The organism is Lysobacter sp. Soil_N_23, assembly GCF_057656135.1.
In genome coordinates this window covers 43,669-69,143 of record NZ_JBDGKY010000016.1, presented here as the reverse complement: position 1 = coordinate 69,143, position 25,475 = coordinate 43,669, and the positions used below count along the sequence as shown (strand labels likewise).

Here is a 25,475-nt window from a genome sequence, read left to right as displayed (position 1 = left end):
GCCGCAATCCGGCGCTTCTAAGTCAGACCCTCATGGCGTCACGGAACACGTCACCGTCACCACAATCTGGCCGTTGTTGGCGGGCAGATTCGGGACGACGACACCCACGCCGAATAGCTGCGAGCGGCTGATCGTAGTGGGACAAAGCGCCGCACCGGTGGCCATGCAGGTCGGGGGAGTGGCGGGCGTCAGGCAGTCGAGATGACTGTTTGGCGTGTCGCTCAGCAGTGCGTTGGTCACATCCATCGGACCGAGATTGTCGGCCGTCAGGGTGTAGGTGATGGTTTCGCCTACACGCACGCTGGCCGCCGGCGTGGTCTTGATGACCCGCAGATCAGTCTGCGCGGAGGGATCGGTGTCGGTCGCGGAGTTGTCGCCAGGAGTCAGATCGGTGTAGCCCACCGGCAACTGGATGGTGGTGGTGTTGGCGAGCGCCGGCTGACTCAGCGGATAGTCCGACGGAACACCAACCGTGAGGGTGTACGTGGCCTGAGCCACCACGCGCGTGGTCTCGTCAAACTCCAGATCGACCGTGGTGTCGATGGCACCCGTTCCAGAGGCCTCTCCGCACCTCCCCTGCCCCTGCGTGATGGCACACGTCCAGGAGGCCGAGGTGATACCGGGCGGCAAGGCATCCTGCACACGAAGCGCCTGCACGCCTACCGGGCCGCGGTTGCTCACCACGATGCTGTAGACGACGTTGGTCCCCGGGACGTAGGTGTCATTGGGGAGATCGTTCGGCCCCTGCGCAGGTGTGTTGGTCTTGGTGACGCCCACATCCGTGGACAGGATGACGGCGGCCGATGCGCAGTGCGCGCCGTCATTGCTGCCGACCACCGGCGAACCGGACAGTCGCGTCGCACGACCGGTAACCAGGTCGAACTGATAGAACCCACCCGGATCGTTGCGGGAGCCGTAGAGTGCAGAGGGCGTCCCGAACAGCGCACCCACATTGCCCAACGCACCATTGGCGACGGGCAGCGTGGTGACGGCACCCGTGGCCGGATCGATCCACGCCACAGTGCCGCTCTGGTTGACCGTGTACAGCCGGTTGTTGATCCACGCGAAGTCCGCGCCGCTCACCGTGCCGCCGGTCAGATTGATGCGGGTGGCCGTCGCACTTGGCAAGCTCGACAAATCGATGCGGTAGATCGCGCTTACGACGTTTTGCGTCTTGACGTAGAGGAATCCGTCAGTGCCGATTTCGCCTGAGTTGTACGAATTGTTCACCGGCGGGGATGGGAACGTGGCGGGCAACCCTGTCACCGTGTTCAACAGCTCCGTCGAACCGTCCGAATGGATCCGCACCAGCCTGTTGGTGCCGATCTGGATGCCGTAAAGGAAGCTGTCGGCTGGACGGAAGCCCACGGCGTTGTAGGGCACGCTGCCGGTGCCGAGTGCATTCAGTACGAAGGGAATGACACTCGTATCAACGATCGAGAGTGTGGTGTTGTCGTTCCCGGATGGCGCCTGGGTGATGAACATCTCAGGGCCGCACGTGGGAAACGGACCCGCCGCGGCCACGCCGGCCAATGCTCCCAGCCCGCCGCGTGACTGTCCGCCCAGCATCCCTGAGGAGCGTGCGCCCCGCGTCGGCAGGGCCGGTGGCGTCGGTGGTGCTGCGGCCGGCTGCCCCCGCGGCGCCTCGCCCAGCGGCGCCGGCAGTGCGGCGACTTCGCGAGCCGTATCGGAATCGCGCGCGACCAGGCGCCCGGGATCGGTCGCACGCAGGCCGGGTGGAAGCCGGACGCTGGCTTCCACGTCCAGCTGCGGATGGGCATTGGGATACGCCGCCGGAACCGCGAACTCGAAGCGATAGGTGACGGTGGCGTCGACCGGCAAGGTCACCGTATCGTCGACAGCGCCGCGGGCGGAGTCGCGACCGCAACGGGCGCCGCCATCGCCGCGACACGACCAGTTGGCGCTGGCTATGCCGTCGGGGAGCGGAACGATCACCCGCGCGTCGCGCACCGCAGTCGGCCCCGAGTTGTGCACTCGAACCGTGTAGTCGAACCGATCGCCTGGGCGATAGGTGTCGTCGGCCAGATCGCCTGGGCCGCTGTCGGGCGTGTTGGTTACCGCCACCTGGACGTCGACGACCTGGGCGAAGGCAGGGCAAGCGCAAACCAGCGATGCCAGGAAGAAGCTGCCCCGCAGCTTGCGCGCGATCGAACTGCCTCGGGCACGCACGACAGTCGCGCCGCCACCTGGAGCGATCAAGTGGACGGCGACTGCATGGACTGGACTCGAGGCGTTCATGATCGTACGCATCAGTAGGTTCCGGTGAGATTCAGGAACCACCCACGGTGGTTGTAATCGAACTCGGTCAAGTCATCGCTGAAGTCCGTGAAGTTGTAACCGACACCGACGCGGAAGTTGTTGCCCACGTCGCGATCAAGGCCGACCAGGAAGCCCTGTTGCGTGCCGCCGTCGTCGACAGCCAGCCAACGGTACTCCGCAAGGGCGTGCCATTGGGCGCGAAGGTCGTAACGCACCTGTGCGGCGGCGAAGTTGGTACCCGAGTCGAACCATGGTCCGATGCCTCGTTCCACGCGCACCTCGCCGTCGCGCCGGGCCAACTTGAGTGCATATTCCCAGTGCTGGTCCTGTTTGTAGATGCCTTCAAGCGAGAGGATCTGGGTGCGCTGGTCGTTCTCCGCGCCACCGACCTGGCCCAGCGTGGCCAGGTCGTACAGGTATGTGTAGCGTCCGAACAGCGACCAGCGCTGGCTGTTCCACGGACGCCACGCGAAGCCGAGATTGCTTTCGACGAACCGCGCGTCGGCAAGGCGGTTGTAGTCGTCTTCCGTATCGGAGTAGTTGATGCGGGCTGCAATGCGCCAGCTTTCACTGAGTTTCCAACTGAGCCGGTTGGTCGTGACCCATTGGGTCCTGCGCTCCGCACCGGTATCCCGGCGCCATTCGACCTTGCTCTGCCAATCGCTCGTCGGCGAAGTGTGGCCGCCGCTCACGCTCGCGGCACGTCGATCGACGTTGGCGCCACCGGCCTTTTCCAGGTCGCCGCTTTGCAAGGTGAACCCCAGGTTCCATCCCTCCGCCGGATAGAAATCCATGCCATAGGTGTGCGCGAGTCCGGACTGGGCGGGCTCCTTCAGGAACTGGCTCTCGTTGAACAGGTTGATCCGTTCGGACACGCGCCAGCGTTGACCCACGGTCCAACCGTTCTGCCGGTTGGGTTCGAACAGTGATTCGTACGCCGTGGTGTCCGTGGAGTAGGTGTAACCGGCATAGAAGGAATGTTCCGGCGTCAGGCGGTACTCGCCGCTGATCAGCGCCGAGTCGCCACGGTCGCCGGAACTGACCTCGCCGCTGATCGAGGACTGGTCGCCGAACAGGTACTTTCCGCCAGCCACCAGCGCGTCGTTGTCTTCGTATCGACCACCGTCATCGTCCAGCGTCGCCTGCGCCAGGCCATACAGGGTGAGACTGCTGTTGAACTGGTGCGCGTACTCCATGGCGCCCAGCACGCCCGCGGCTTGGCCGGACAGCCGGGATTCCTCGACACGCCGCACTTCGCCCCGCAAGGTGTTCGCATCATCGATGCGCCACTCGGCACTGGCCTGCGCCTGAGTGAGCGATTCGACGCCCACCTCCGCCTTGCTGTAGCGCGCGTATACACTGACATCCGGCGTGAACTGGCCCAGCACCTCCGCGCCGTACTCGGTGACCGGACGGCTGGGATCGCTGCGTGCGGTGGAATAGCCCGCCTCGGTATCGCGCCACCAGGCACCCGCACTCCAGTCCAGCTTTGTCCAGCCCAGCTCCTTGAAATTGACGCGCGCTTCGACGGACCTGGCATCGCCTTCGCGATGGCCGTCGAGCCGGTTGATCGGAGCGAACGTGAAGCCGCCGTTGTCGGAGAACAGGATCGGCGCACTGAACGATTCGGTCCGCGCATACTCGGCCTTCAGATAGGTACCCTTCCCCGCCTGCAGGGTCAGGTCCGCGCCGCTGAGCGTGTAATCGGCGCCATCACGCTTTTCGTCGACGTAGGTGAGCCCCACGCCTACGTGATCGCCGAACCATTGTTTGCCGCGCACACCGGCGGTGATGTTGTCGTCGTCGAAGCCACTCGGCACCCACTCGTAGTCGACCACCAAACGCTGTTCGAATCCGTCCAGCGGTGTGTCGCGGGTCAGGGTCGGCACGTTCTCGCGCGTGATCTGGGCCAGCGGCCGCGTCATCAGGAGCCGGCCCTGCAACTCGTCGATTTCGTAATCGGCGCCGCGCAGCAGTGGCACTCGACTCTCCACGCGACCGGTGCTCGGGTCGCGGATCTCGAGCACGACACTGTCGGAGCCCGGCAGGATGTCGGTGTTGCGCAGGTAGTACAGGCTGCCGCCGGTGCCGAGGAACTCGTTGTGTCCCGGCGCCGTTTCGGCCTGTGATCCAAATGCGCGCACCTCGCTGCGTGGATCGCCCCAGGCGTTGATGCCCCGCGAACGCCAGGCCAGCGCGGCACCGTACAGCGAGCGCACGTACTGGGCGTACTCGGTGCCGGTCAGGCCCGTTGCGTAGTTGCCCCACAACGCCTGGTTCTGGTCCCAGTCCACGCGCAGATAGAAGCGTCCCATCGTATCGACGTCCCGATAGGTTGTGGAATCGTCGCCATAGGTTGGGTAGTAGAGATCCGGATCGAGACGCCGGAAAATGTCCTGCGGAGTCGCGCTGGTAAAGCCATCAAACAGATGGCCGAGATCCTGCTCGGTGGTGTCGGCCTGCGCGGTGATCAGGTACTTCGCGCGCGCCCTGGCCTTCAGGTAGAAGGCGAGACGGCCGTCGCTGATGATGTCGTCCTTGTAGCGCTCGTCGACGGAGAGCAGCGCCGTCGATTTGCCGATGTCGTTCTGCGCGACGGTCACGTCGGCCAGGCCGACGGCAAAGAAGTAGCGACCGGTGACCTCCATGTCGATGCGCCGGTGCTGCGCGTCCTCCCCCTGTGCCGCACCGCCGGCGGGAGCGACGGCGATGTCGAACGAATGCCGACCCACCGGCATCAGGAATTCGGCCGCGAACTTGCGCTCCAGATCCACCGGATAGGGTTGATCGTCGATGGTCAGCGTCTGCCCGGCCGGAAGATCCCGTCCCTGCAGGCGGATGCGCGAGCCATGGACGGCGATGTTCTGCTGACGCAAACCGTTGCGAGAGAACACATCGTCGACGAGGCGCTGATCCTGTGCCTGCTCGTTGCTCAAGGCGGTGCCGAGCGTGCGTTCGGTGGTCTCGCGGAGCGAGCGGTTGCCACGCTCGGCCTCCTCCGGCGTCACCAGCTGTATCCGGGCCGGATAGGTCTCGTCGAAGGTGCCATCGGCGGCATAGGCGCGCAGCACATAGGCCAGGTCGTCTCCGGCACGGAACCGGTACTGATCGGGCAGGCGGCCGTCCCACTGCGTCTGCCCGACGCCCGTCACCGGAATCTGCACTCGCGCCACCGGCTCCACCATGTCCGTGTCGGTGCCGCGGTAGATCGTGACCTCCATGCGGTCAATGAAGGCCGGGTAGTTGCTGCGAACGGCGAAGGGCACGGGCTGGGCGACATGCTGTCCGTCGAACGCGACGAACGATGGCGCCGAGATGGCAAGTTCCGGCTGTCCCAGGTTGGGATCTTCCGTTGCCCATACCACTCCGCCTCCCGGCATCTGCACCGAGAAGCGCCCGTGGGCCACGGCCTCGCCCGGCGACTGGCGCACGACCTCCACGCGGCGGTCGGGCTGCAGGCGCTCCACCGACGAACGTTCGTCGGTGCCCTGCGTCACCGGCTCGTCGTAGCTGCGCGTGCGCAGCTGGAACAGCAGGCCTTCGTCGCCCCGGCAGGACTGCGCGTCGCACTGCAGCTGGGGGTCGTCCTGCGCGGGCGTATCGCCAGCGGCAGGCGGCGCGGGCGATTGCGCCTGCGCCCACGGGGCACCGCTGGCGAGCAGCCCGACCAGCGTGCAGTCCAGCAGCTTGCGCTTCATGGCCGTGGCTCCCGCGGTGGCGGGACGTCCACCGGGGCGCGCGTTTCGGCGCTCGCCTCGACCTTCACGCGGGTACGCGTTTCGGGGCTCAGACGCGCGGCGATGGCGTCGTACACCGCCCGCGCGCGGCGCAGACCGAGCTGCGTGTTGTAGGCGTAGCCACCGTGGACGTCGGTATAGCCGATGATGGCGACAGTACCGCCGCCATTGCGCTCCAGGTCCGCGGCGATGCCGTCGAGCAGCGGACGGTACTGGGGCCGGATCGTCGCCTTGTCGTTGTCGAACAGCAGCGTCCCCAGCAAGGTGTTGCCCTTGCCCAGACCGGCGACCATCGAGGACGGATCGGACGCCTTTTCGCGCACGCTGATGCGCAGCGCGTCGAGCTCTGCGGGCGACAACCGCGACTGCAACGCTTCCTGGAGTGCGGTGGCGCGCGCGAAGGCGAGCTCCGGCGTATCACCGTCCGCTCCGATCACCACCTCGCCACGGCGTCCGTGCAGCTGCCCGACCATGCGTTCGACGGCGGGCAGATACTTCGGCACGATCGTGGCGCTGCCTGGGGCGAACATCACCTTGCCCAGCACAGCCTCCACGGCCTGCGTTCCGGGTTCTAGCGTCGCCTCCGGCAACCGGATGCCCCAGTCGAAACGCACCGGCACGCCCGGGGTGATCCGGCGCAGCAGAGGATTGTCGGTGGTGAACTGCGAGCCCGGCGGCAAGGTGACCGGATCGACCTTGAGGATGAAGTTCCTGCCTCGCTCCCATGCTCCACCATCGATGCCGACCAGGTGATAGCGACCGAACTGATCGGTCTCCATCAGCAGCCCCTCGACCGACGCGATGCGCACGCCGGGGATGCCGCGCTCGTCCACGCCCTGGTTGCGTATGACGTACTCGACAGTCACACCATCGGCGGTTTCGCTCACCACCCGCTCGACGTCCGGAACGGCGGCATTGAGGCCCTTGGCCGCTTCGCCGTTGCGCTCCATGCGGGTCTTTCCCTGCGCGTCCATGCGCACCGTCACGCCTTGCGCGCTGGTGAGCACGAAGTCGTCGGTGAACCGCGCCTGGCGCAGCCGTTGCCGCACGATGACCTGGTGCGATTCCGCGGGGTCGGCGTCGGAACCGCGTGCGGCGATGCTTCCCAGCGCCAGACCGTGTGTCATCGGTGCACTGGCATCGGGCTGGGGCTGCGTCGCGCCATCGCGCTCGAGGGTTGTGGATCCCGATACGTAGTCGGCGTCGGCGAAGCCGCCCTGCACCCGCACGTCGGTCAGGTCGGCGCGGTCCTGCCAACCATCGCCGTCGCGATCGTCAAAGACGGTACCGAAGATGAGGCTCTCGTCCAGCAAGGGGTCGCTGCCGAGGACGACCTGCGCCGTGGCGATGTTGGAGATCGGCGTACCGGCCGGAGACAGGGCCTGGGCCTGGTTCACATGCGTGCCGGACCGCACGCCCGCGCCCACCCGCATGAGGTAGGTCACGGTGATGAAGCCACCGGCCGGCAGGTTCAATCCGCCCAGTCGAATCGGTCCTGCGCCGCTCACGGTCAACGGGTCGCCCGCGCTCTGCCGCATCGATCCGGCGACGAACGAGAAGCCAGCAGGCGTGGTGTCAACGATACTGCCGTCGATCAGATCGACATTGCTGACGTTGGCGATCCTCAGTGTGTAGGGCGCCAGATCGCCGATGCGCACTTCACGAACGCCTGCCGTCTTGACGATGCGCAGCAGCGGATCATCCACAGGATGCGTCGTCGTGCAGGTATCGCAGGTCGGCAGCTGGGAGCCGCCGCCGGAAGGCGACACTGTGTTGTTGACTATGCTGCCAGCTTCCGTGTTGACGGTGACGTCGTAGGTGATGTTGTAGACGCCTACGGGCGTGCCCGCAGGCAGAGTGCACACGATCAGCGTCCCGTTCGGGCTGCACTGCGCCGGCAGGGTACCGATGGTCAGGCCCGGGTCGGGGGTGTCGGTCAGCACCAAAGGCGATGTCAACGCCGCGTTGGTCACCACGGCAGTAAGCGTGTATTGCAGCACTTGGCCGCGCTCGACCTGCGTTCCGCTGCTCGGGTCGGCCGACTTGTTGACGTTCACGGCCGGCGTGAGCACCGGCGTGTCGGTGCCGCAGTTGACGGTGCACGAGGGATTGTCGCCACCCGTGCCAACCACTGCGTTGCGCACCGTTCCACTGGCCGACGGCGTGACCAGTGCGGTGTAGCTCACCGTATAGGTGCCCGTCGCGGTTCCGGCCGGCAGTGTGCACACCAGAGGCGCGGCCGCGCCGCAAGTGAAACCTGTCGCCGAGGTGACGCTACCGAACTGCAGACCGGAACCAAGCGTGTCGGTGAGCGTGACCACATCGGTGGTCGGTGCCACCGTCACGGTCGTGGTCAGCGTGTAGGTCAGCGTGTCCCCGCTGCTCACCGCTGTCTGTCCAGCCGGCAGGGCAACCGCCTTGGAGTACGTCACCACCGGATCGGTCAAGGGGTTGTCGATGCGGCACACACCGCAGGTACCGTCGCTCGGGACCACGCTGTTGTGGACGGAGCTGGTTGCGGTGGCGCCAACGGTGACCGTATAGCTCACCGGATAGCTGCCGGCGGCCGTTCCCGCCGGCAGCGTGCACACCAGGGGCGCGCTGCCGGTGCAGCTGAAGCTGCCGGCCGCGGCCACCGCGCCGAACGTCAGACCAGGACCGAAGGTGTCCGTCAGGGTCATCGGTCGCGTCAACGCTCCGCCGGTGACGGTCGAGGTGAGCGTGTAGGTGATCGTCTGACCGCGAGCGACCGGCGTACCCGCGCCCACGTCGGAGCTCTTGTTCGTGGCGATCTCGACCAGCGGATTGACCGTGGTGCAGGTGGTGCAGGAACCATCGCTGGGCGTGACGGTGTTGGTGACCGAGGTGGTCGCGTCCTGCAGCACCAGCGCGGTGTAGCTCACAGGGTAGGTTCCAGCAGCCGTCCCCACCGGCAGGCTGCACACCACCGGGTTGCCGACGGTGCAGTTGTAGGCGCCCGGCGCGGTGATCGCATCCAGACTCAGGCCAGGGCCCAGCGTGTCGCTGAGCGTGAAGACCTGGCTCAGCGCACCTGCGCCACCGATGACCGTAGTGACCGTATAGGTGATCCGCTGGCCGCGCTGTACCGCCGTGCCATTGCCGACGTCGGAAGTCTTGCTGGTGCTCAACGAGAGCAACGGATTGGTGGTGGTGCAATCCACGCATTCGCCCTGGTTGGGCACCACCGTGTTGCTCACCGACGTGGTGGCCGATGCCTGCACGATCGCGCTGTAGCTCACCGGGTACGTGCCCGCCGGTGTGCCGGCCGGCAACGTGCAGACCACCGGATTGGCCCCGGCGCAACTGAAGCTGCCAGGGCTGGTGATCGCCCCGAAGGCCAATCCCGGACTAAGCGTATCGGTGAGCATCAGCGGTGTGGCCAGGGTGCCTGCGCCGCTGATGAACGATGTCACCGTGTAGACGATCGTGTCGCCAACCTGCACGCCGGTGCCGGTGCCGATATCGGAGGTCTTCTGCGTCAGCACCGCCACCAGCGGATTGATCGTGGTGCAGTCCAGGCACTCGCCATCACTCGGCACGACGCTGTTCTGCACGGCAACGGTCGCGGTGGCGTTGACGGTAGCGCTGTAGCTCACCGAGTACGTTCCGGCCGCCGTGCCGGAGGGCAGCGTGCACACCACCGGATTGGCCGCGTTGCAGGTGAAGTTGCCGGGGCTGGTAACGGCGGTGAAGGTCAACCCCGCGCCCAGGGTATCGGTGAGGGTCAGCGGCCGACTCAGCGGTCCGCCGGTTACCGTCGATGTCAGCGTGTAGACAATCGTGGCGCCCGCGCTGACCTGCGTCCCGTCGCCCACGTCCGAGGTCTTGTTGGTGGCGATGTCGACCACCGGATTGGTGGTGGTGCAGGTAGTGCAGGTGCCCTGGTCGGGTACCACGGTGTTGCTGACCGACGTCAGTGCAGCCTCGTTCACTACGGCGCTGTAGCTCACCGGGTAGGTCCCGGCGCCGGTGCCCACCGGCAAGGTGCAGCGCACCGGGTTTCCGGCGACGCAGGAGAAACTGCCGGCGCTCACGATGCTGCCGAAGGTCAAGCCATTGCTCAGCGTATCGGTAAGCACCAGCGGTGCCGTCAACGTGCCTGCACCGCTCACCTGCGCCGTAACGGTATAGACGATGGTGGCCCCGCGCTCGACGGCGGTTCCGTTGCCGACATCGGACGTCTTGGAAGTGGACACCGATACGAGCGGATGCGTGGTCGAGCAGGAAACGCACGTGCCCTCGCTGGGCGTTACGGTGTTGCTCACCGACGTCGTGGCGGCCTGCGTGACCGTCACGGCGTAAGTAACGCTGTAGCTTCCAGGCGCAGTACCTGCCGGCAACGTACAGCTGACCGGACCGGTTCCAGTGCACGAGAAATTGCCGGCGCTCGTAACACCAGAGAATGAAAGTCCCACACCAAGCGTGTCGGTAAGCGTGACCGGGTTGGCCAGAGGAGCGCCATCGACGGTTGTCGTCAGCGTGTACTGGATGGTCTGACCGACAGCCACTGTACTGCCGCTGGCGGGGTTGGCGGACTTGATGCTGGCTACAGTGCCCGCAAGTGGCGTGACAACCGTCGACGTGTTGTTGCTTGGGTTGCTATCGGTAATCCCTGTGGGTGTCGCGATGCGCGCTGTGTTGGAGACCTGCGCGTCAACGGCGGTGCACAGCATGAAGAGCAGCAGCATTCCTGCTGCAGTTCGCCAGACGCAACGCTGCGATGAGAAGCGAATATGCACGCGACTCCCGTCCTGGGTCACTACGCACGCAAGCATCACGTCGGCGTCGACTGGCCGACATCGCCAAGTCAAGCTATCTGAACGGATTCAGAACGAGCTGACCGGTCGGTGATTTTCGGAGTAGGGTTTGTGTAGCAGTCGTGAATTACCTCGACCGCTCGTCGGTCATGAGATTGTTCACCAAGCTGACTGGCTCTGTGCGCGCTCAAGCGTTCAATCCGCACGGAATCGATGCTTGGCGATTTTCGTTGCCAGCAAGCGCGACGAGAGCGGCGAGATCGTTCTGGCCGCCAGTTCTCGCTCGGTGATTACGCCGCAAGGGCCATCACCCTTGGATTCCTGCGTGGCGTGGTGGCGGCCCGACGCCGGCACTCGCCGGCGGAAAGCCCGAACTCATCGACACGACGATCCGCGCTGTGCGTTGAGCGGAAACGTTGGAAGTCGGAGGCATGGCCTCCGGCCACGCCTTTGGCCCGGTTGCGGATTCGTCTTCGGTTGCGAGCAGTCGCTCGCAGTTGCGCGACGCGGCAAGACAAACTGCAGAGGAGCTGGCTATAGTCGACGAATGGTAGCGCTACCATTGGCGCGCACCGCAGCCAAAATCCTCCGCAACCAGGCGCTGGAGAACTGATGCGAGCCGTACTGATCCGTCTCGTCCTGCTTGCATGCGCCATGCACGCGCCCGCGGCTTTCGCATGCTCTGCACCGGTATCGATCTGTGACCGGGCCAGTACCGGTAGCTTCGCCCTCGTCGAGCGGTCGCGGCCTGCCGCGCTACTGGTCGAGCCCGGAGCCGATCCGGCAGTGCGCCACGCGGCTGACGGATTCGCCGCCGACCTGGAGCGTGTCAGCGGGCACTTGCCCGCACGACTGCAGGACACGGGCAGCGTGCGTGGCCCGGTGGTCGTTGCCGGCGTCCTGGGCGAGAGCGCGAGCATCGATTCGCTGGTGCGGGCCGGCAAGCTGGACGTGACAGGTCTTGCCGGGCAATGGGAAGCCTACCGGCAGGTGGTGCTCGACCGGCCCTGGCCCGGCGTGGAGCGGGCCCTGGTGGTGGTCGGCTCGGACCGCCGTGGCGTGGTGTTCGGCCTGTACGACCTGTCGGAGAAGATGGGCGTGTCGCCCTGGTACTGGTGGGCGGACGTTCCCGTGCAGCGCAAGCGCACGCTGCATGTCACCGCAGGCGCTCGCGGCGATCAGCCGACAGTGAAGTACCGGGGCTTCTTCATCAACGATGAGGACCCGGCCTTCGGCACCTGGGCACGCAAGCGCTTCGGCGGCATCAACCCCGACATGTACGCCCATGTGTTCGAACTGTTGCTGCGCCTGAAAGGCAACTATCTGTGGCCGGCCATGTGGCCGCCAAAAGCCTTCAACGACGACGACCCCCGCAACATGGTGCTCGCCGACGCCATGGGCGTGGTGATGGGCACGACCCACCACGAGCCGATGATGCGCGCGCACGACGAATGGCACCGCAACACCGGCGACGGCGTCACCGGCGGACGCTGGGACTACAGCAGCAACCGCGACAACCTGCGCACCTTCTGGCGCGGCGGCATCGAGCGGATGATGTCGCGCGGCGACGGGCGCCCTTACGAGAGCATTGTCAGCCTCGGCATGCGCGGCGACGGCGACGAAGCCATGGCCGAAGGCACCGCCAGCAAGCTGCTGGAGAGCATCGTCGCCGACCAGCGCAGGATCATCGCCGAGGTCACCGGCAAGCCGGCCTCGCAGACCCCGCAGGTCTGGGCGCTGTACAAGGAAGTTCAGGACTACTACGACCACGGCATGGACGTGCCGGACGACGTGATCCTGCTCTTCGCCGACGACAACTGGGGCCAGAACCGACGCCTGCCAACCCGCGACTTCGACCGCGCCGGCGGATTCGGCGTCTACTACCACTTCGATTACGTCGGCGCGCCGCGCAACTACAAGTGGCTCAACAGCAACCAGATCGAGAAGACCTGGCAGCAGATGGACCTGGCCTACCAGCGCGGCGCGCGGGCGCTGTGGATCGTCAATGTCGGCGACATCAAGCCGATGGAGTACCCGCTGGATTTCTTCATGAAGCAGGCATGGAATCCGCAAGCGATGACCTTGGAAGCATTGCAGCGCTTCCCGCTGGACTGGGCACGCGCAAGCTTCGGTGACAGGCACGCCGAAGCAATCGCCGGACTGGTGACACGCTTCAGCCAGTACTCGGCGCGACGCAAGCCGGAACTGATCGACGCCGACAGCTTCCCGCTTGGCGATGGCATCGCCGACGAGCTCGATGGCGGCGAGTTCGCAGCCATCGTGGCGCAGTGGGACGCACTGGAGCGGGAGGCGCTGCGGGTGAAGGCGGCGCTGCCGGCCAGCCAGCACGACGCCTACTTCCAGCTGGTCGAGCACCCGATCATCGCCATGGCGAACCTGTACCGCCTCTATTACGCCGTGGCCTGGAACCGTCGCCTGGCCGCAGCCGGCGACACGCGGGCGAACCTGTTCGCCGACCGCGCCGAAGCCGCATTCGATCGCGACGCTGCAATCAGCGCCCGCTACCACGCGCTCAACGATGGCAATTGGGACGGCATGATGCTGCAGACCCACATCGGCTACACCAGCTGGCAGCAACCGGACGAGCAGGTGATGCCGCCGGTCGTCCGACTGCCGGCGATCAGTCCGCCCAAACCGTTGCGTTTCAGGGCCGCGGCATTTCCGGCATCCGCCGACGCCATCGCGATCGAAGCACCGAACTACTCGCGCAAGATCGATGGCGCGCAACTGCAGTGGCGCGTGATACCGAACCTGGGCCGCACCCTCGGCGCGGTCGCGACCCTGCCGCAAGGCCGGCCGGCCACCACCGTCGAGGACGGCGTGCGCCTGGAGTACGACGTGGATATCGGGCGGGACGGCGACCTCGACATCCACCTGTATCTCGTTCCCACACTGGACGTCAGCGGCGGCAACCGCCTGCGCATCGTCGTATCGATCGACGACGGTCCTGTGCAGGTACTGACCGACAGCCTGATTCCGGCGCCGACCGAGACGACCCTCGCCGAACAGCGCGACTGGAACAAGGCGGTCGAAGACAACGCACGCATCATCCGCGCCCGTTTCCCCGATGTGAGCCGCGGGCGCCATGTAGTGAGGATCTGGCGCCTGGACGACAACGTACTGCTGCAGAAACTCGTGATCGCCAGCGCCCCACTGCCGGTGACCTACCTGGGACCGGCACCGGCGGGCGATGCAGTGCATTGACTGTTGCACCTGAAAATGCCGCTGATTGCGTACATCCTCCGGTAATCCCCCGGCTGGTCGCAAGCGGTCATTCTTGGCCGGAACAGACATGCGCACTGATGCCAAGGCGAGTCTCTGAAAGCACACCTTGTGTCCCACGCTTGCTAAACCCACCGATGCCTGAGTGGCTGCCATAAAACTCAATCGGTCCGCGAATACATCCGCAAGTCGGCATCTCAACGGGGATTCGAGCTTCGCCCCCGCTGAGCGAACTGAGGGGCCTCGACGCTGGCAATTCCGGATACTCTGAACGTCCAATTTCGGCGAGCTACGCACAAGGCCATGGCACTGACACCATCTCAACGCATCACACTCGTTAAACAGGTGGCCGACCGCATGGGTGACGAGGAGTGGCCTCTGATCGACTTGACCCTGAAGGAATTTGGTCTTCCAACAACAGACACGTGGAGCGGCAGCAAAGAGGCTTATCTTATTCAGCACGTAACCGGCGCCAGTGATGCCGTGCTAATGCAGGTTGCAGCGCATGCTGGCTATGACATCCAAGGCCTTGAGCAGCAGCCGGGCTTCGAACCCCCGTTTTGGACTAAGGGCAAGCTGCGGCTCTTCGTTTCACACTTGGCCGCGCATCGAGTCTATGCGGCGGAACTGCAAGAGGCGTTCTCGAGGCTCGGTATCTCCGCATTTGTCGCCCATAATGACATCGAGCCAACTACTGAGTGGCAGACTCAGATCGAGACGGCGCTTGGAACGTGTGATGCATTGATCGCCCTTTTGCATCCTAGTTTCCACGACAGCAAATGGACAGACCAGGAAATCGGTTTTGCGATGGGTCGCGGCGTTCCCGTCTTCAGCGTAAGGTTTGGGCAAGACCCTTATGGCTTTATTGGTCGCTTTCAAGCCTTCAACGGAAACTCCAAGACCGCTGCCGCGCTCGCAAATGAGCTATTCCTCGTTTACGTCACGCACAAGCAGACCGAAAGGATGTTGGCTTCTGCGCTCATTGGACTGTTTGAGAAGAGCGATAGCTTCGCTGAGGCAAAGCGACTAATGGGCTTACTTGAAACGCTCAAGTATTGGGAGACGGGCTTCTCCGGTCGCATTGCCGCCGCTGTTGAGGCTAACGGACAGATCGAAGGATCGTGGGGAGTTCCCGAACGAGTGGAAGCGCTTGTCCAAGCGTGGAAGGGAAAAGGCATCTAATAGTGCCGCAATCTCCCAACTCGCAAATCAAGCAGCTGATGCGGAGGGCTTGTTGGTGGATCGGCCGTCTATCAGGATGATGTTCTTGGCGTTGTTGATTTCTAAATCGCGCAGAATCTTCTGGACCCGCTCCCACTCGCCATCGGTGAAATACAGGATCACCGTGATCGACGACTTGGTGTCGTTGGCCACCTCATAGATCCCAACCTGGCTTTTCAAGTTGGCCTTGAGCTTGGTGTTCCGGGCCAGCTTGAATTCCACAAGCGTCTTGTCCGCGTTCCCCATGGAGACTTTGTAGTCGACCGGCCCACGTCCGTTGTTCACCTCTCGGTTGACGTCCAATGGCGAGGCGTACCAGGTCAGCCGATACAGAAGCTGCAGGTGAGCCTCCTGCGTGATCGGCTGGTCGCGCACGTAGAAGATGCGCCACCCGTCCTTGTGCTCGATCACGCTCTTCAGGAACTGCACGCGCGCCATCGATTCGTCGAAAGAGTTTCCACCAGCGTAGAACGACGTGCCCTGCAGATGATCGCGAACGAGCTCAGACACGCGCTCGACGAACTGTTCCTGGGTGTCACTGACCTTCTTGTTGCTCACCTGATGCGCTTCATCGCCAGAGTCTTCTTTGGACCGAATGAAGTAGTCCAGGACGATGGGGAACTCCTCGATCGCCTTCGCGGCGATCTCCTTCCGGTCCGCGTCAGTGGCGTCCTCCCCCAAGCGAGCCATGAAGTAACTGTCGATCTGTTGCCGCAGCTGTTCGTTGGGGATGGACTGGTAGATGTCCTCGAAGCCGTCAATCAGATCCCCTCGATTGATCCACGCTTCGTCGCGGGTGAGCATGTCCTTCGGCGTGAGGATGACGAAGTCACCGTGAATGAATGGAAGCTCATACTTCCCGGGCGTCCAGCGGTGGCTCTGACGATTGAACTGGACGCGCTGCACGGCGACCGACCTCACCTGGTCCGAGCGCAGATGGGTCCGCGCGAACTCCCGCGTGTATTCGAGGAGGAAGCGCTTGATCAGGTTGGTCACGAAATCGCTCAGGTGGTCGCGCCCCACTCCGTCGCTCAGCAGGCAGAGCTTTTCTAGGTGACTGCCCTTGGTGATCGACTCGGCGCCAAAGTCCCGGAAGACCAGGTGCAAGTTTCGGTGCAGCGTGCCGGCGAAGCGCTCACCTAGCCCATTGCCGCTGTTTCCCGAACGGCTGAAACCCAACCAGTTCTGCTTGACCTCAGCGAACCGGAACCACTGATCCACATGCGCCTTAGTCAGTTTTCCCGTCGCGGACACGTCCCGCAGGAACTTCAGATAGTCGATGATCTCAGTGTGGAGGGCCTGATATTCCGGCTTAGGGCTGTCGAACAGCAAAAACGGGTCAATGAACAGTGGGAGGTCGTTGACTAGGGATACGTTGAAAGCGCCATATGTCTCCAGCGCGGCTCGATCGACGCCGAAGAAGTCGGTGAAGTAGATCCCGACCCTGCCAGCAGTTCGGTCTCTTGCGGCGTCCAAACCGTCCAATGGCCTATCCCCCAAGTTTCAGGTCCCACCTGATTCTAGCCCGGCACGCGGGCATTGCAGGCGTGGATGGCGCAGTGCGAACCGCGAGCCTTATCGCCCAGCGGGCGAAACCTTTGATTGCCCGTGGTGGGAATCCAGGGCCTGATTTCGAAGGTCTGTCCCGACTGCTCCATCAGCTTGGAGGCTTACGGCCGCGCTAGTCCTGGATGCCGCCCAGGCAGAGGTACTTGACCTCGACGTAGTCCTCGATGCCCTGCCGCGCACCTTCCCGCCCCAGGCCGGATTGCTTGACGCCGCCGAAAGGCACTTCGGCTGTCGAGATCAACCCGGTATTGACGCCCACCATGCCGCATTCCAGCGCCTCGCCGACACGGAAGATGCGGCCGATATCGCGGCTGTAGAAGTAGCTGGCAAGGCCGAACTCGGTGCCGTTGGCAAGCGCGATCGCTTCGTGCTCCGTATCGAAGCGGAACACCGGTGCAATGGGGCCAAAGGATTCTTCGCGCGAGCAGAGCATCGACGGATTCGCCTCCGCCAGCACCGTGGGTTCGAAGAAACGCGGGCCCAGCCCCCCGGCACGCTTGCCGCCGGCCATCAGGCGCGCTCCCTTCGCCAGCGCATCGGCCACGTGCAACTCGACCTTGGCCACCGCCGCATCATCGATCAAGGGGCCCTGGTCGACGCCGGCCTCGAATCCATTGCCCAGCTGGATGGCCGCGACCCGGGCCGCCAGCTTTTCCACGAAGACCTCGTAGATCCCGGCCTGCGCATACAGCCGGTTCGCGCACACGCAGGTCTGGCCCGCGTTGCGGTACTTGCTGGCCATGGCTCCCTCGACAGCCGCGTCCAGGTCGGCGTCGTCGAAAACGATGAAGGGGGCGTTGCCGCCCAACTCGAGCGACAGCTTCTTGATCGTCTGCGCACACTGGCGCATCAGGATGCGGCCGACTTCGGTCGAGCCGGTGAAGGACAGGTGGCGCACCACCGGGCTGTCGCACAGGACCTTGCCGATGGCGATCGAATGCTCCGCATCGGCCGTGAGCACGTTGAGCACGCCGGCAGGCACGCCGGCGCGTTGCGCAAGTTCGGCCACGGCCAGGGCGGACAGCGGGGTCGCCTCCGCCGGCTTGATCACCACGGTGCAGCCCGCCGCCAAAGCCGGCGCTACCTTGCGGGTGATCATCGCGATCGGGAAATTCCAGGGCGTGATCGCGGCACAGACTCCGACCGGCTGCTTGATCGCCAGGTAGCGCTTGCCGGCGTCGGTCGTCGGGATGGTTTCACCGTAGATCCGCCGGCTCTCCTCGGCGAACCATTCGATGAAGCTTGCGCCGTAGAGCACCTCGCCGCGCGCCTCGGCCAGGGGCTTGCCCTGCTCGGCGGTCATGATGCGGGCCAGGTCATCGGCATGCTCGAGCAGCAACCGGTGCCAGCGCAGCAGGATGGCCGCGCGCTCCCTGGCGGTCATTGCCCGCCACGCCGGCCACGCTTCGTTGGCCGCCTGGATGGCGGCCTCGGCGTCGGCGGGCCCGAGGTTGGCCACCACGGCCAGGCGCGTGCCGGTGGCGGGGTCGTGCACGGCGAAGCCTTCATCGGCTCCGTCGACCCACTCACCTCCGATAAGGGCATGGCGCTTCAACAGGCCCGGATCGGCCAGGGCGTCCAGCGGATGCGTTTTCATCGTTCAGTCACGACGCCGAAGAAACGGCCGATCCAGTAGGCCGCGCAGATATCGACATCGGCGGCATAGGGACCGGTGGTGCCGCACTGCTGCGCACCGGTGCCCGGATCGACAGCGACGGCGTGGCCCATGCCCTGCACCGTGACGGTCTGCACCACCTTGCCGCCGGACGGCGCGTCGTAGGAACTGCGTGCCCGACCGAGCAGCTCGTCATTCGTGTCGGCCACCGCATCGATGCCGTGGACGTCGGTCCACTGCAGGACCTGCTGGCGCTGGCCGGGCACCTGGATGACCGGGTCGGCGCTGCCGTGCCAGATCTGCACCTTCGGCCACGGTCCGCTGTAGCCCGGATGACCGCTGCGCGCCAGGTCGCCCCACTGCCGCGCCGTGTAGTCCCGCTCGCCCTTGGCGCAGGGCGCGAGTTGATCGAAGGCCGTCGCGCACTTGTAGGGGAAGCTGGACTGCGGCGCGCCGGCGGCGAAGACATCCGGATAGGTCGCCAGCATCACGTTGGTCAGGTGCCCGCCGGACGACATGCCGGTGATGTAGGTGCGCGAAGCCGACAGCGGGAACAGCACGCGCATGTGCTCGACCATCTGCTTGACCGACAGTGGCTCGCCGGCATCGCGAGCCTGGTGCGCGGGCAGCCAGGTGCGGAAGCAGCCGGCGAACGGCTCGATCTCCTTCGACGTCTGCGGGAACACCAGGGCGACCTTGTAGCGGTCGGCCAGCGTGGTCCAGCCCGAGGTGTCGGCGATGCCCTGCGCCGTCTGCATGCAGCCGTGGGCGACGACCACCAGCGGCGCGCCTGCCGGCAGGTCTGCGGGAACGTAGTGGAACATGCGCAGCTGGCCGGGGTTCGTGCCGAAGCCGGTGTCCTCGGTCAGCGTGGCCTGCGCACAGGCGGAAGCGCTGAAGGCCGCGCAGGCCAGCGCCATCAACATGGAGCGGGGTTTCATGCCTTCAATCCTCCACAGGCAACGAGTATTCGCGGAATCGAGCCGATCCCGCCGATCCGAAAAGACCGGTACGCCCCGCCAATCGAGGCGAGGCGTACCAATCCGAAATTCAATTCACGACATCAAAGAAGCGGCCGATCCAGTAGGCAGAACAGATATTGAAGTCTGCCGAGTAACTGCTGATGGCACCGCATTGCTGCAAACCCACACCAGGATCAACCGCAATGTAGTGCCCCATGCCCTGCACGGTGATGGTCTGCACTTTGGTACTGCCTGCGATCGTCCTGTAGGAATTGCGCACATGGAAGAGCAGGTAGTCGCTCCAGTCGACCAAGGCATCGATGCCATGGACATTGGTCCATTGCATGGCCTGCTGGTACTGGTTGGGCAGGTAGATCAACGGGTCAAGGCTGCCATGCCAGATCTGTACCACCGGACGCGGCCCGCTGTAACCCGGATAGCCGCTGCGCGCCAGGTTCCCCCATTGCAGCGCGGTGTAGTTTCGTCCGGCCTGGGCGCAGATCGCCAGTTCACTGAAGGCCGTCGCGCACTTGTACGGGAAGCTGGACTGCGGCGCGCCCGCGGCGAAGACATCCGGGTAGGTCGCCAGCATCACGTTGGTCAGGTGCCCGCCGGACGACATGCCGGTGATGTAGGTGCGCGTCGTGGATAGCGCGTACAGCGTGCGCATGCGTTCGATCATCTGCCGCACCGACAGCGGTTCGCCGGCATCGCGTGCCTGGTGCGCGGGCAGCCAGGTGCGGAAGCAGCCACCGGTCGGTTCGTTGGCGGTCGACGTCTGCGGGAACACCAGGGCGAACTTGTCGCGCCAGGCCAGCGTGGTCCAGCCCGTGGCGTCGGCCATTTCCTGCGCCGTCTGCCCGCAGCCGGGGGCGACCACCACCAGCGGCGCATCCGCCGGCAGGCCGGACGGAACGTAGAAGAACATGCGCAGGTTGCCGGGATTCGTACCGAAGCCGGTGTCCTCGGTCAGCGTGGCCTGCGCGCTGACCGAAGCACTGGACATCATGAAGGCGAATGCCGCCACCGTCCTGAAGAAGCCACGCTTGACGCCACCATTTGTGAAGAAGCCATGCTCGAAGAAGCTCCCCTCTCTCATGCCTGTACCCTCCAGTTGCAGCGGATGTCCGGGAATCGGCAACGACGATCGACTGTCCTAGCGACCCCCACCGGTTACAGATGCAAGGTGCGTCCGTAGGCGCTCAGCACGGCTTCGTGCATGGCCTCGGACATCGTCGGATGCGGCAGCACCGCGGCCATCAGCTCCGCTTCCGTGGTCTCCAGCGTCCGCGCTATGACGAAGCCCTGGATCATCTCGGTCACTTCCTCGCCGACCATGTGCGCGCCGAGCAGTTCGCCGCTGGCCTCGTCGAACACCACCTTGGCGAAGCCGCCGGTGGCGCCCATGGCGATGGCCTTGCCGTTGGCCGCGAAGGGAAACCTGCCGACCCGGATGCGGTGGCCCGCCGCCCGCGCCTTGGCTTCGGTCAGCCCGACGCTGGCCACCTGCGGGTGGCTGTAGGTGCAGGCCGGGATCACGAGCGGATCCAGCGCGTGGGTGGCCAGTCCGGCGATGTGTTCGACGCAGAGCAGGCCCTCGTGGCTGGCCTTGTGCGCCAGCCACGGCGCGCCGGCCACGTCGCCGATCGCGTAAATGCCGGATTCGGCGGTCTGGCAGTGGGCGTCGGTGACGATGTGGGTCTTCTCGATCCGCACCGCCGTGTTCTCCAGGCCCAGATCCTCGACGTTGCCGACGATGCCGGCCGCCACCAGCACGACCTCGGCCTGGATCACGTGGTCCTGCAGTTCGACGTGCCAGAGGCCGTCGCGCCGGCCGGCGGACTGGATGGTCGCGCCCACATGCAGCTTGATGCCGTCGCGTTGAAGGGAGGCGGCGACATGGGCCGAGACTTCTTCATCCTCCACCGGCAGGATGCGCCCGGCCATCTCCACGACCGTGACTTCGACGCCGACGGCACGGTAAAAGCTTGCGAACTCGATGCCGATGGCGCCCGCGCCGACGATCAGCATGCTCGACGGAAGCCGCGGCGGCACCAGTGCCTCTCGGTAGGTCCACACGCTCTGGCCATCGACCGGGAAGTCGGCAAGCTCGCGTGCCCGCGCACCCGTCGCAAGGATGACGTGCCTGGCGCCGAGGATCGTCGCCGGGCCATCGTTCGACTCGACCTGCACGCGGCCCTTGCCGAGCAACCGTGCATGTCCGGCGATCACGCTCACGCCGTTCTTCTTCATCAGCTGCGCGACGCCCTTGTTGAGCTGCGCGGCGACGGCGCGCGAGCGCTCGACCATCGCCGGCACGTCGGCCTGCGGCTCGGCCACGCGCACGCCGAACTGCGCCGCGTGCTTCACCGTGCGCAGCACGTCCGCCGAGCGCAGCAGCGCTTTTGTCGGGATGCAGCCCCAATTGAGACAAACGCCGCCCAGCTTGTCCTTCTCGACCAGCGCGGTGCGCAACCCGAGCTGCGCGGCGCGGATCGCGGCCACGTAACCGCCCGGGCCGCCACCGACGATCAGCACGTCGAAATCCGTCCTGCTGTCGGTCATCGCTTCAGCCCACCAGCGCCAGCGGCGATTCGATCGTGCGCCGGAACGCGGCCAGCCACTGCGCGGCCAGCGCGCCGTCGATGGCGCGATGATCGACCGAGAGCGTGCAGCGCATCATCGCGCCCACGGCCAGCGTGCCGTTCTCGACCACCGGCACCTGCCGGGTCGCGCCCACGGCGAGGATGGCGGCCTGCGGCGGATTGATGATGGCGCTGAACTCATCCACGCCGTGCATGCCCAGGTTGCTGATGCTGAACGAGCCGCCCTGGTACTCGTCCGGCTGCAGTTGTCCGGCGCGGGCTCGCGCGGCCAGATCCGCGATCTCGGTGCTGATCGTCCGCAGCGACTTCGCTTCGGCGTTGCGCACGATCGGCGTGATCAGGCCGTTGTCGGTGGAAACCGCCACCGCGATGTCCGCGCTGGCGTACTGGCGCATCGCCGACTCGGTCCAGCCGACGTTCGCCTCGGGCACTTCGTGCAGGGCCAGCGCCGCGGCGCGCACGATGAAATCGTTCACCGAGATCTTGCGCGTCGCGCCGGCTGCGGACGCTGCATTCATGCCGGTGCGCAGCGCCAGCAGGGCATCCATGCGGCAATCGACCGTCAGGTAGAAGTGCGGGATGCTGGACTTGCTCTCGGACAGGCGCCGCGCGATCGTCCGGCGCATCGCGCTGTGCGGGATCTCGCGGTACGCGCCGGCAGTTGCAGCGGCGACCGCCACGGCCGCGGGTGCCGCCGGCGCGGCGGCCGTGCGTGCAGCTTCCACATCGCGCTTGACGATCCGTCCATTCGGCCCGCTGCCCACGCAGTTGGCCAGGTCGATCCCGCGCTCGCGCGCCAGCCGCCTGGCCAACGGGCTGGCGAAGAGGCGGGCAGGCGCAGCGGTCGGCGCTGCGGCACGACTCTCCACCATCGGCGCCACGTCCTGCACGGATTCCGGTGCGGTCGCACTTGCGGACGCAGCCAGCAATGCCGCCGCGTCCGCCACTGTCTCGCCCGGCGCCAGCAGCACCGCGATCGGTGCACCGACCTCGACCTCCTGCCCGGCGGCGACGAACAGGTGGCCGATCGTTCCGGCCTCTTCGGCGGCCAGTTCAACCACCGCCTTCTCCGATTCGATGTCGGCCAGCACCTCGCCCGCCGCCACGGCGTCGCCGACCTGCTTGTTCCAGGCCGCGAGCACGGCATGGGTCGCATTCGCCGCCACTTCGGGCATGCGCAACACAGTGGCCATGTCAGGAATTTCCTTCGTCGATCGATGCGTTCATCGCCGTGCGCCCTTGTCGCGCAGCAGCGACTGCAGGCCCGCCACCACCTCCTCGGTGCGCGCCGTGGCCGCACGCTCCAGCACCCTGGAGATGCTGGGCGAGGCTTCGGCCCCGGTCACCCGCTGCACCGGCTGGTCCAGCCAGTCGAAGCAGCGGCGCTGGATTTCATCGGCCAGCCAACCGCCGTAGGACGTACCGCGCACGCCCTGCTCGACGATCAGCACGTTGTTGGTCTTGCGGATGCTGGCCTCGATCGTTTCCCAGTCCAGGCTCGCCCGGTCGAGCCAACGCAGGTCGATCACCTCGGCGTCGATCCCGCTCAGGTCCGCCGCTTCGAGCGCATGCGCCACCATCGACAGATAGGTCAGTACCGTTGCCTCGGAACCGCTGCGGCGCACGGCCGCCTTGCCGAAGGCGATCTGGTAATCGAAATCCTCGACCGGCGCCGGGCCCTGCGTGCCGTAGAGATCCACGTGTTCGATCACCAGCACCGGATCCTTGCAGGCCAGCGCGGCGTTCATCAGGCCGACGTAGTCGAACGCCGTCGACGGCGCCACGATGCGCCAACCCGGACTGGTGGCGAAGATGCCGGCCGGGTCCATCGAATGCTGCGAGCCGTAGCCGGTTCCCATCGCCACCTTGGTGCGCAGCACCAGCGGCATTTCGAAGCCGCCGCCGAACATGTGGCGGGCCTTGGCGATCTGGTTGAACACCTGGTCGGCGGCCACCCACAGGAAGTCGGGGTACATGAACTCGACCACCGGCCGGTAGCGGCCGTCCATCGCCAGGCCGCCGCCGAGGCCGGCGAAAGCGTTCTCGCTGATCGGCGTGCCCAGCACGCGATCGGGGAAGCGCTCGCGCAGGCCGCGCGTCGCACCGTTGGTGCCACCCTTGAGCCGGTGCACGTCCTCGCCCATGACGACGATGCCCGGATCGGTTTCCATGCGCCGGCCCATCACGTCGGCCACCACGTCGACGAACCGGCGCTGCTCGAGCTTCCCGGCGTAGCGCTCCAGTTCCTCGGTGCGTGCACCGTCCAGCTCGCGCAGATCGCTGCGCAGGGCCACGTCGCGGAAGTCGGGGCTGGGCCACAGTTCGGGGCGGATGCGGCGCTTGCCGGGCTTGCCGTCCGGGTCGGCCTCCAGCAGGGCCGCGCACGCGTCGCGCATGGCGTTCTTCACCCGCTCGCGCGATGCGGTCACGCCGGCTTCGTCGATCAGCCCGCGGGCGATCATCTTCGCGGCCAGCAGGTCCAATGGGTCGCGCGCCCGCCACTGCTGCTCTTCGCTCTTGTCGCGGTAGCCGAAGGCGCTGCCCGGGAACGGGCCGTTCTGGTGGAAGAAGCGGTAGACGTCGGCTTCGATGATCGTCGGCCCGTGGCCGGCGCGCATGTGCGCCAGCGCCTCCTGCGTCGCCAGGTGCACCGCCAGCGGATCCATGCCGTCGACCTTCCAGCTCGGAATCGCGAAGGCGCTGCCACGAGCGGACAGGCGCGGCTCGGCGGTCACTTCTTCCACCCGGGTCGAGACCGCATAGCCGTTGTTCTCGATGAAGAAGCACAACGGCAACTTCCAGGCCGCGGCCAGGTTCATCGTTTCCAGGACCGAACCGATGTTGACCGCACCGTCGCCGAAATAGGTGAAGACCACCGCGTCGGTGCCGGCATGCCGGTGCGCCCAGGCCGCGCCCGCCGCGAGCGGCACGCCGCCGCCGACGATGGCGTTGGTGCCCAGCGCGCCGGCTTCCGTCCACTGCAGGTGCATCGAGCCACCGCGTCCGCCGCAGAAGCCCTGGGCGAGGCCCAATATCTCGGCCAGCGTGCGCTGCAGCAACTGCTGGATCGGCGGCGACAACATCTCGCCCGGACCGATGCCCTGTGGCGCCAGGTGACCCAGTGCCTTGGACAGGAACTGGTGATGGCCGCGGTGCGAACCGTTGATCTGGTCGGCGCTGGTCAGGCCTATGATCGACCCGGCGGCACCGCCCTCCTGGCCGATGCTGGAATGCGCCGGGCCATGCACCAGTCCTTCGGCGGCCAGTTCCAGCACGCACTCCTCGAAGCCGCGGATCAGGTGCATGTGGCTCAGCAGGTTGCCGAGCAGGAGCGGATCGGCCTGCGACCAGTCCTGGTCGGTGCTGCGCAACTCCCGCCATGGCGCGGCCGGAGACAGTGTCGAGTGCTCGGTCATTTCGTTACTTCCGGAGAATCGGGGTCGACGCCAGGTCGGCGCATCGCC

12 protein-coding genes and 1 pseudogene are annotated in these 25,475 nt (G+C 65.8%); 2 read left to right on the top strand and 11 right to left on the bottom strand.

Annotated elements, in window-relative coordinates:
• Positions 1-30: 30 nt before the first annotated feature.
• The 4 genes and pseudogenes from AC3A3X_RS12915 to AC3A3X_RS12900 form a co-directional block, all read right to left on the bottom strand.
• Entirely contained in the window at positions 31-2,271 is a 2,241-nt protein-coding gene (locus tag AC3A3X_RS12915) for a DUF6923 family protein (RefSeq protein ID WP_487583428.1), read from the bottom strand.
• Positions 2,271-5,978 carry a TonB-dependent receptor gene (locus AC3A3X_RS12910; protein ID WP_487583427.1) on the bottom strand — a complete coding sequence of 1,236 codons (3,708 nt, stop codon included), beginning with the start codon at positions 5,976-5,978 and terminating at the stop codon, positions 2,271-2,273. Before AC3A3X_RS12910 ends, AC3A3X_RS12915 begins: the two co-directional genes overlap by 1 nt.
• Positions 5,975-10,234 carry an OmpA family protein gene (locus AC3A3X_RS12905; protein ID WP_487583454.1) on the bottom strand — a complete coding sequence of 1,420 codons (4,260 nt, stop codon included), beginning with the start codon at positions 10,232-10,234 and terminating at the stop codon, positions 5,975-5,977. The genes AC3A3X_RS12910 and AC3A3X_RS12905 overlap by 4 nt, the downstream gene beginning before the upstream one ends.
• Positions 10,235-10,339: 105 nt before the next feature.
• Positions 10,340-10,711: pseudogene (locus tag AC3A3X_RS12900) on the bottom strand (DUF7927 domain-containing protein); the annotation flags it as partial.
• A gap of 696 nt (positions 10,712-11,407) precedes the next feature.
• On the opposite strand from AC3A3X_RS12900, the gene AC3A3X_RS12895 reads away from it, so the two are divergent.
• Positions 11,408-14,020 (top strand): glycosyl hydrolase 115 family protein, encoded by a 2,613-nt coding sequence (locus AC3A3X_RS12895; protein WP_487583426.1) that lies wholly within the window; start codon positions 11,408-11,410, stop codon positions 14,018-14,020.
• Between the two features lie 321 nt (positions 14,021-14,341).
• The gene (locus AC3A3X_RS12890) at positions 14,342-15,220 is read left to right on the top strand and encodes a toll/interleukin-1 receptor domain-containing protein (protein WP_487583425.1); all 879 of its coding nucleotides are present in this window, start codon (positions 14,342-14,344) and stop codon (positions 15,218-15,220) included.
• A gap of 27 nt (positions 15,221-15,247) precedes the next feature.
• Here the strand turns inward: AC3A3X_RS12890 and AC3A3X_RS12885 are convergent, their stop codons facing one another.
• From AC3A3X_RS12885 to AC3A3X_RS12855, 7 genes are all read right to left on the bottom strand, one after another.
• Positions 15,248-16,744: a hypothetical protein gene (locus AC3A3X_RS12885; RefSeq protein WP_487583424.1), complete on the bottom strand. Its 1,497-nt coding sequence runs from the start codon at positions 16,742-16,744 to the stop codon at positions 15,248-15,250.
• Positions 16,745-16,940: 196 nt separating this feature from the next.
• A complete protein-coding gene (locus tag AC3A3X_RS12880; protein ID WP_487583423.1) occupies positions 16,941-18,425 on the bottom strand; it encodes an NAD-dependent succinate-semialdehyde dehydrogenase in 1,485 nt (494 codons plus the stop codon).
• Entirely contained in the window at positions 18,422-19,384 is a 963-nt protein-coding gene (locus AC3A3X_RS12875; protein ID WP_487583422.1) for an extracellular catalytic domain type 1 short-chain-length polyhydroxyalkanoate depolymerase, read from the bottom strand. The genes AC3A3X_RS12880 and AC3A3X_RS12875 overlap by 4 nt, the downstream gene beginning before the upstream one ends.
• A gap of 109 nt (positions 19,385-19,493) precedes the next feature.
• Entirely contained in the window at positions 19,494-20,504 is a 1,011-nt protein-coding gene (locus AC3A3X_RS12870) for an extracellular catalytic domain type 1 short-chain-length polyhydroxyalkanoate depolymerase (RefSeq protein WP_487583421.1), read from the bottom strand.
• Positions 20,505-20,578: 74 nt separating this feature from the next.
• A complete protein-coding gene (gene lpdA / locus AC3A3X_RS12865; RefSeq protein WP_487583420.1) occupies positions 20,579-21,970 on the bottom strand; it encodes a dihydrolipoyl dehydrogenase in 1,392 nt (463 codons plus the stop codon).
• A gap of 4 nt (positions 21,971-21,974) precedes the next feature.
• Complete coding sequence (locus AC3A3X_RS12860; RefSeq protein WP_487583419.1) at positions 21,975-23,204, bottom strand: pyruvate dehydrogenase complex dihydrolipoamide acetyltransferase; 1,230 nt, start codon at positions 23,202-23,204, stop codon at positions 21,975-21,977.
• A gap of 30 nt (positions 23,205-23,234) precedes the next feature.
• The gene (locus tag AC3A3X_RS12855; protein ID WP_487583418.1) at positions 23,235-25,427 is read right to left on the bottom strand and encodes an alpha-ketoacid dehydrogenase subunit alpha/beta; all 2,193 of its coding nucleotides are present in this window, start codon (positions 25,425-25,427) and stop codon (positions 23,235-23,237) included.
• Positions 25,428-25,475 lie beyond the last annotated feature (48 nt).

What these genes read in the sequence shown, in the direction of transcription:
- AC3A3X_RS12910 (WP_487583427.1), bottom strand. Translation starts at nt 5,978, where the DNA reads ATGAAGCGCAAGCTGCTGGACTGCACGCTGGTCGGGCTGCTCGCCAGC.
- AC3A3X_RS12870 (WP_487583421.1), bottom strand. Translation starts at nt 20,504, where the DNA reads ATGAGAGAGGGGAGCTTCTTCGAGCATGGCTTCTTCACAAATGGTGGC.
- lpdA (WP_487583420.1), bottom strand. Translation starts at nt 21,970, where the DNA reads ATGACCGACAGCAGGACGGATTTCGACGTGCTGATCGTCGGTGGCGGC.
- AC3A3X_RS12860 (WP_487583419.1), bottom strand. Translation starts at nt 23,204, where the DNA reads ATGGCCACTGTGTTGCGCATGCCCGAAGTGGCGGCGAATGCGACCCAT.
- AC3A3X_RS12890 (WP_487583425.1), top strand. Translation starts at nt 14,342, where the DNA reads ATGGCACTGACACCATCTCAACGCATCACACTCGTTAAACAGGTGGCC.
- AC3A3X_RS12895 (WP_487583426.1), top strand. Translation starts at nt 11,408, where the DNA reads ATGCGAGCCGTACTGATCCGTCTCGTCCTGCTTGCATGCGCCATGCAC.
- AC3A3X_RS12875 (WP_487583422.1), bottom strand. Translation starts at nt 19,384, where the DNA reads ATGAAACCCCGCTCCATGTTGATGGCGCTGGCCTGCGCGGCCTTCAGC.
- AC3A3X_RS12880 (WP_487583423.1), bottom strand. Translation starts at nt 18,425, where the DNA reads ATGAAAACGCATCCGCTGGACGCCCTGGCCGATCCGGGCCTGTTGAAG.
- AC3A3X_RS12915 (WP_487583428.1), bottom strand. Translation starts at nt 2,271, where the DNA reads ATGCGTACGATCATGAACGCCTCGAGTCCAGTCCATGCAGTCGCCGTC.
- AC3A3X_RS12855 (WP_487583418.1), bottom strand. Translation starts at nt 25,427, where the DNA reads ATGACCGAGCACTCGACACTGTCTCCGGCCGCGCCATGGCGGGAGTTG.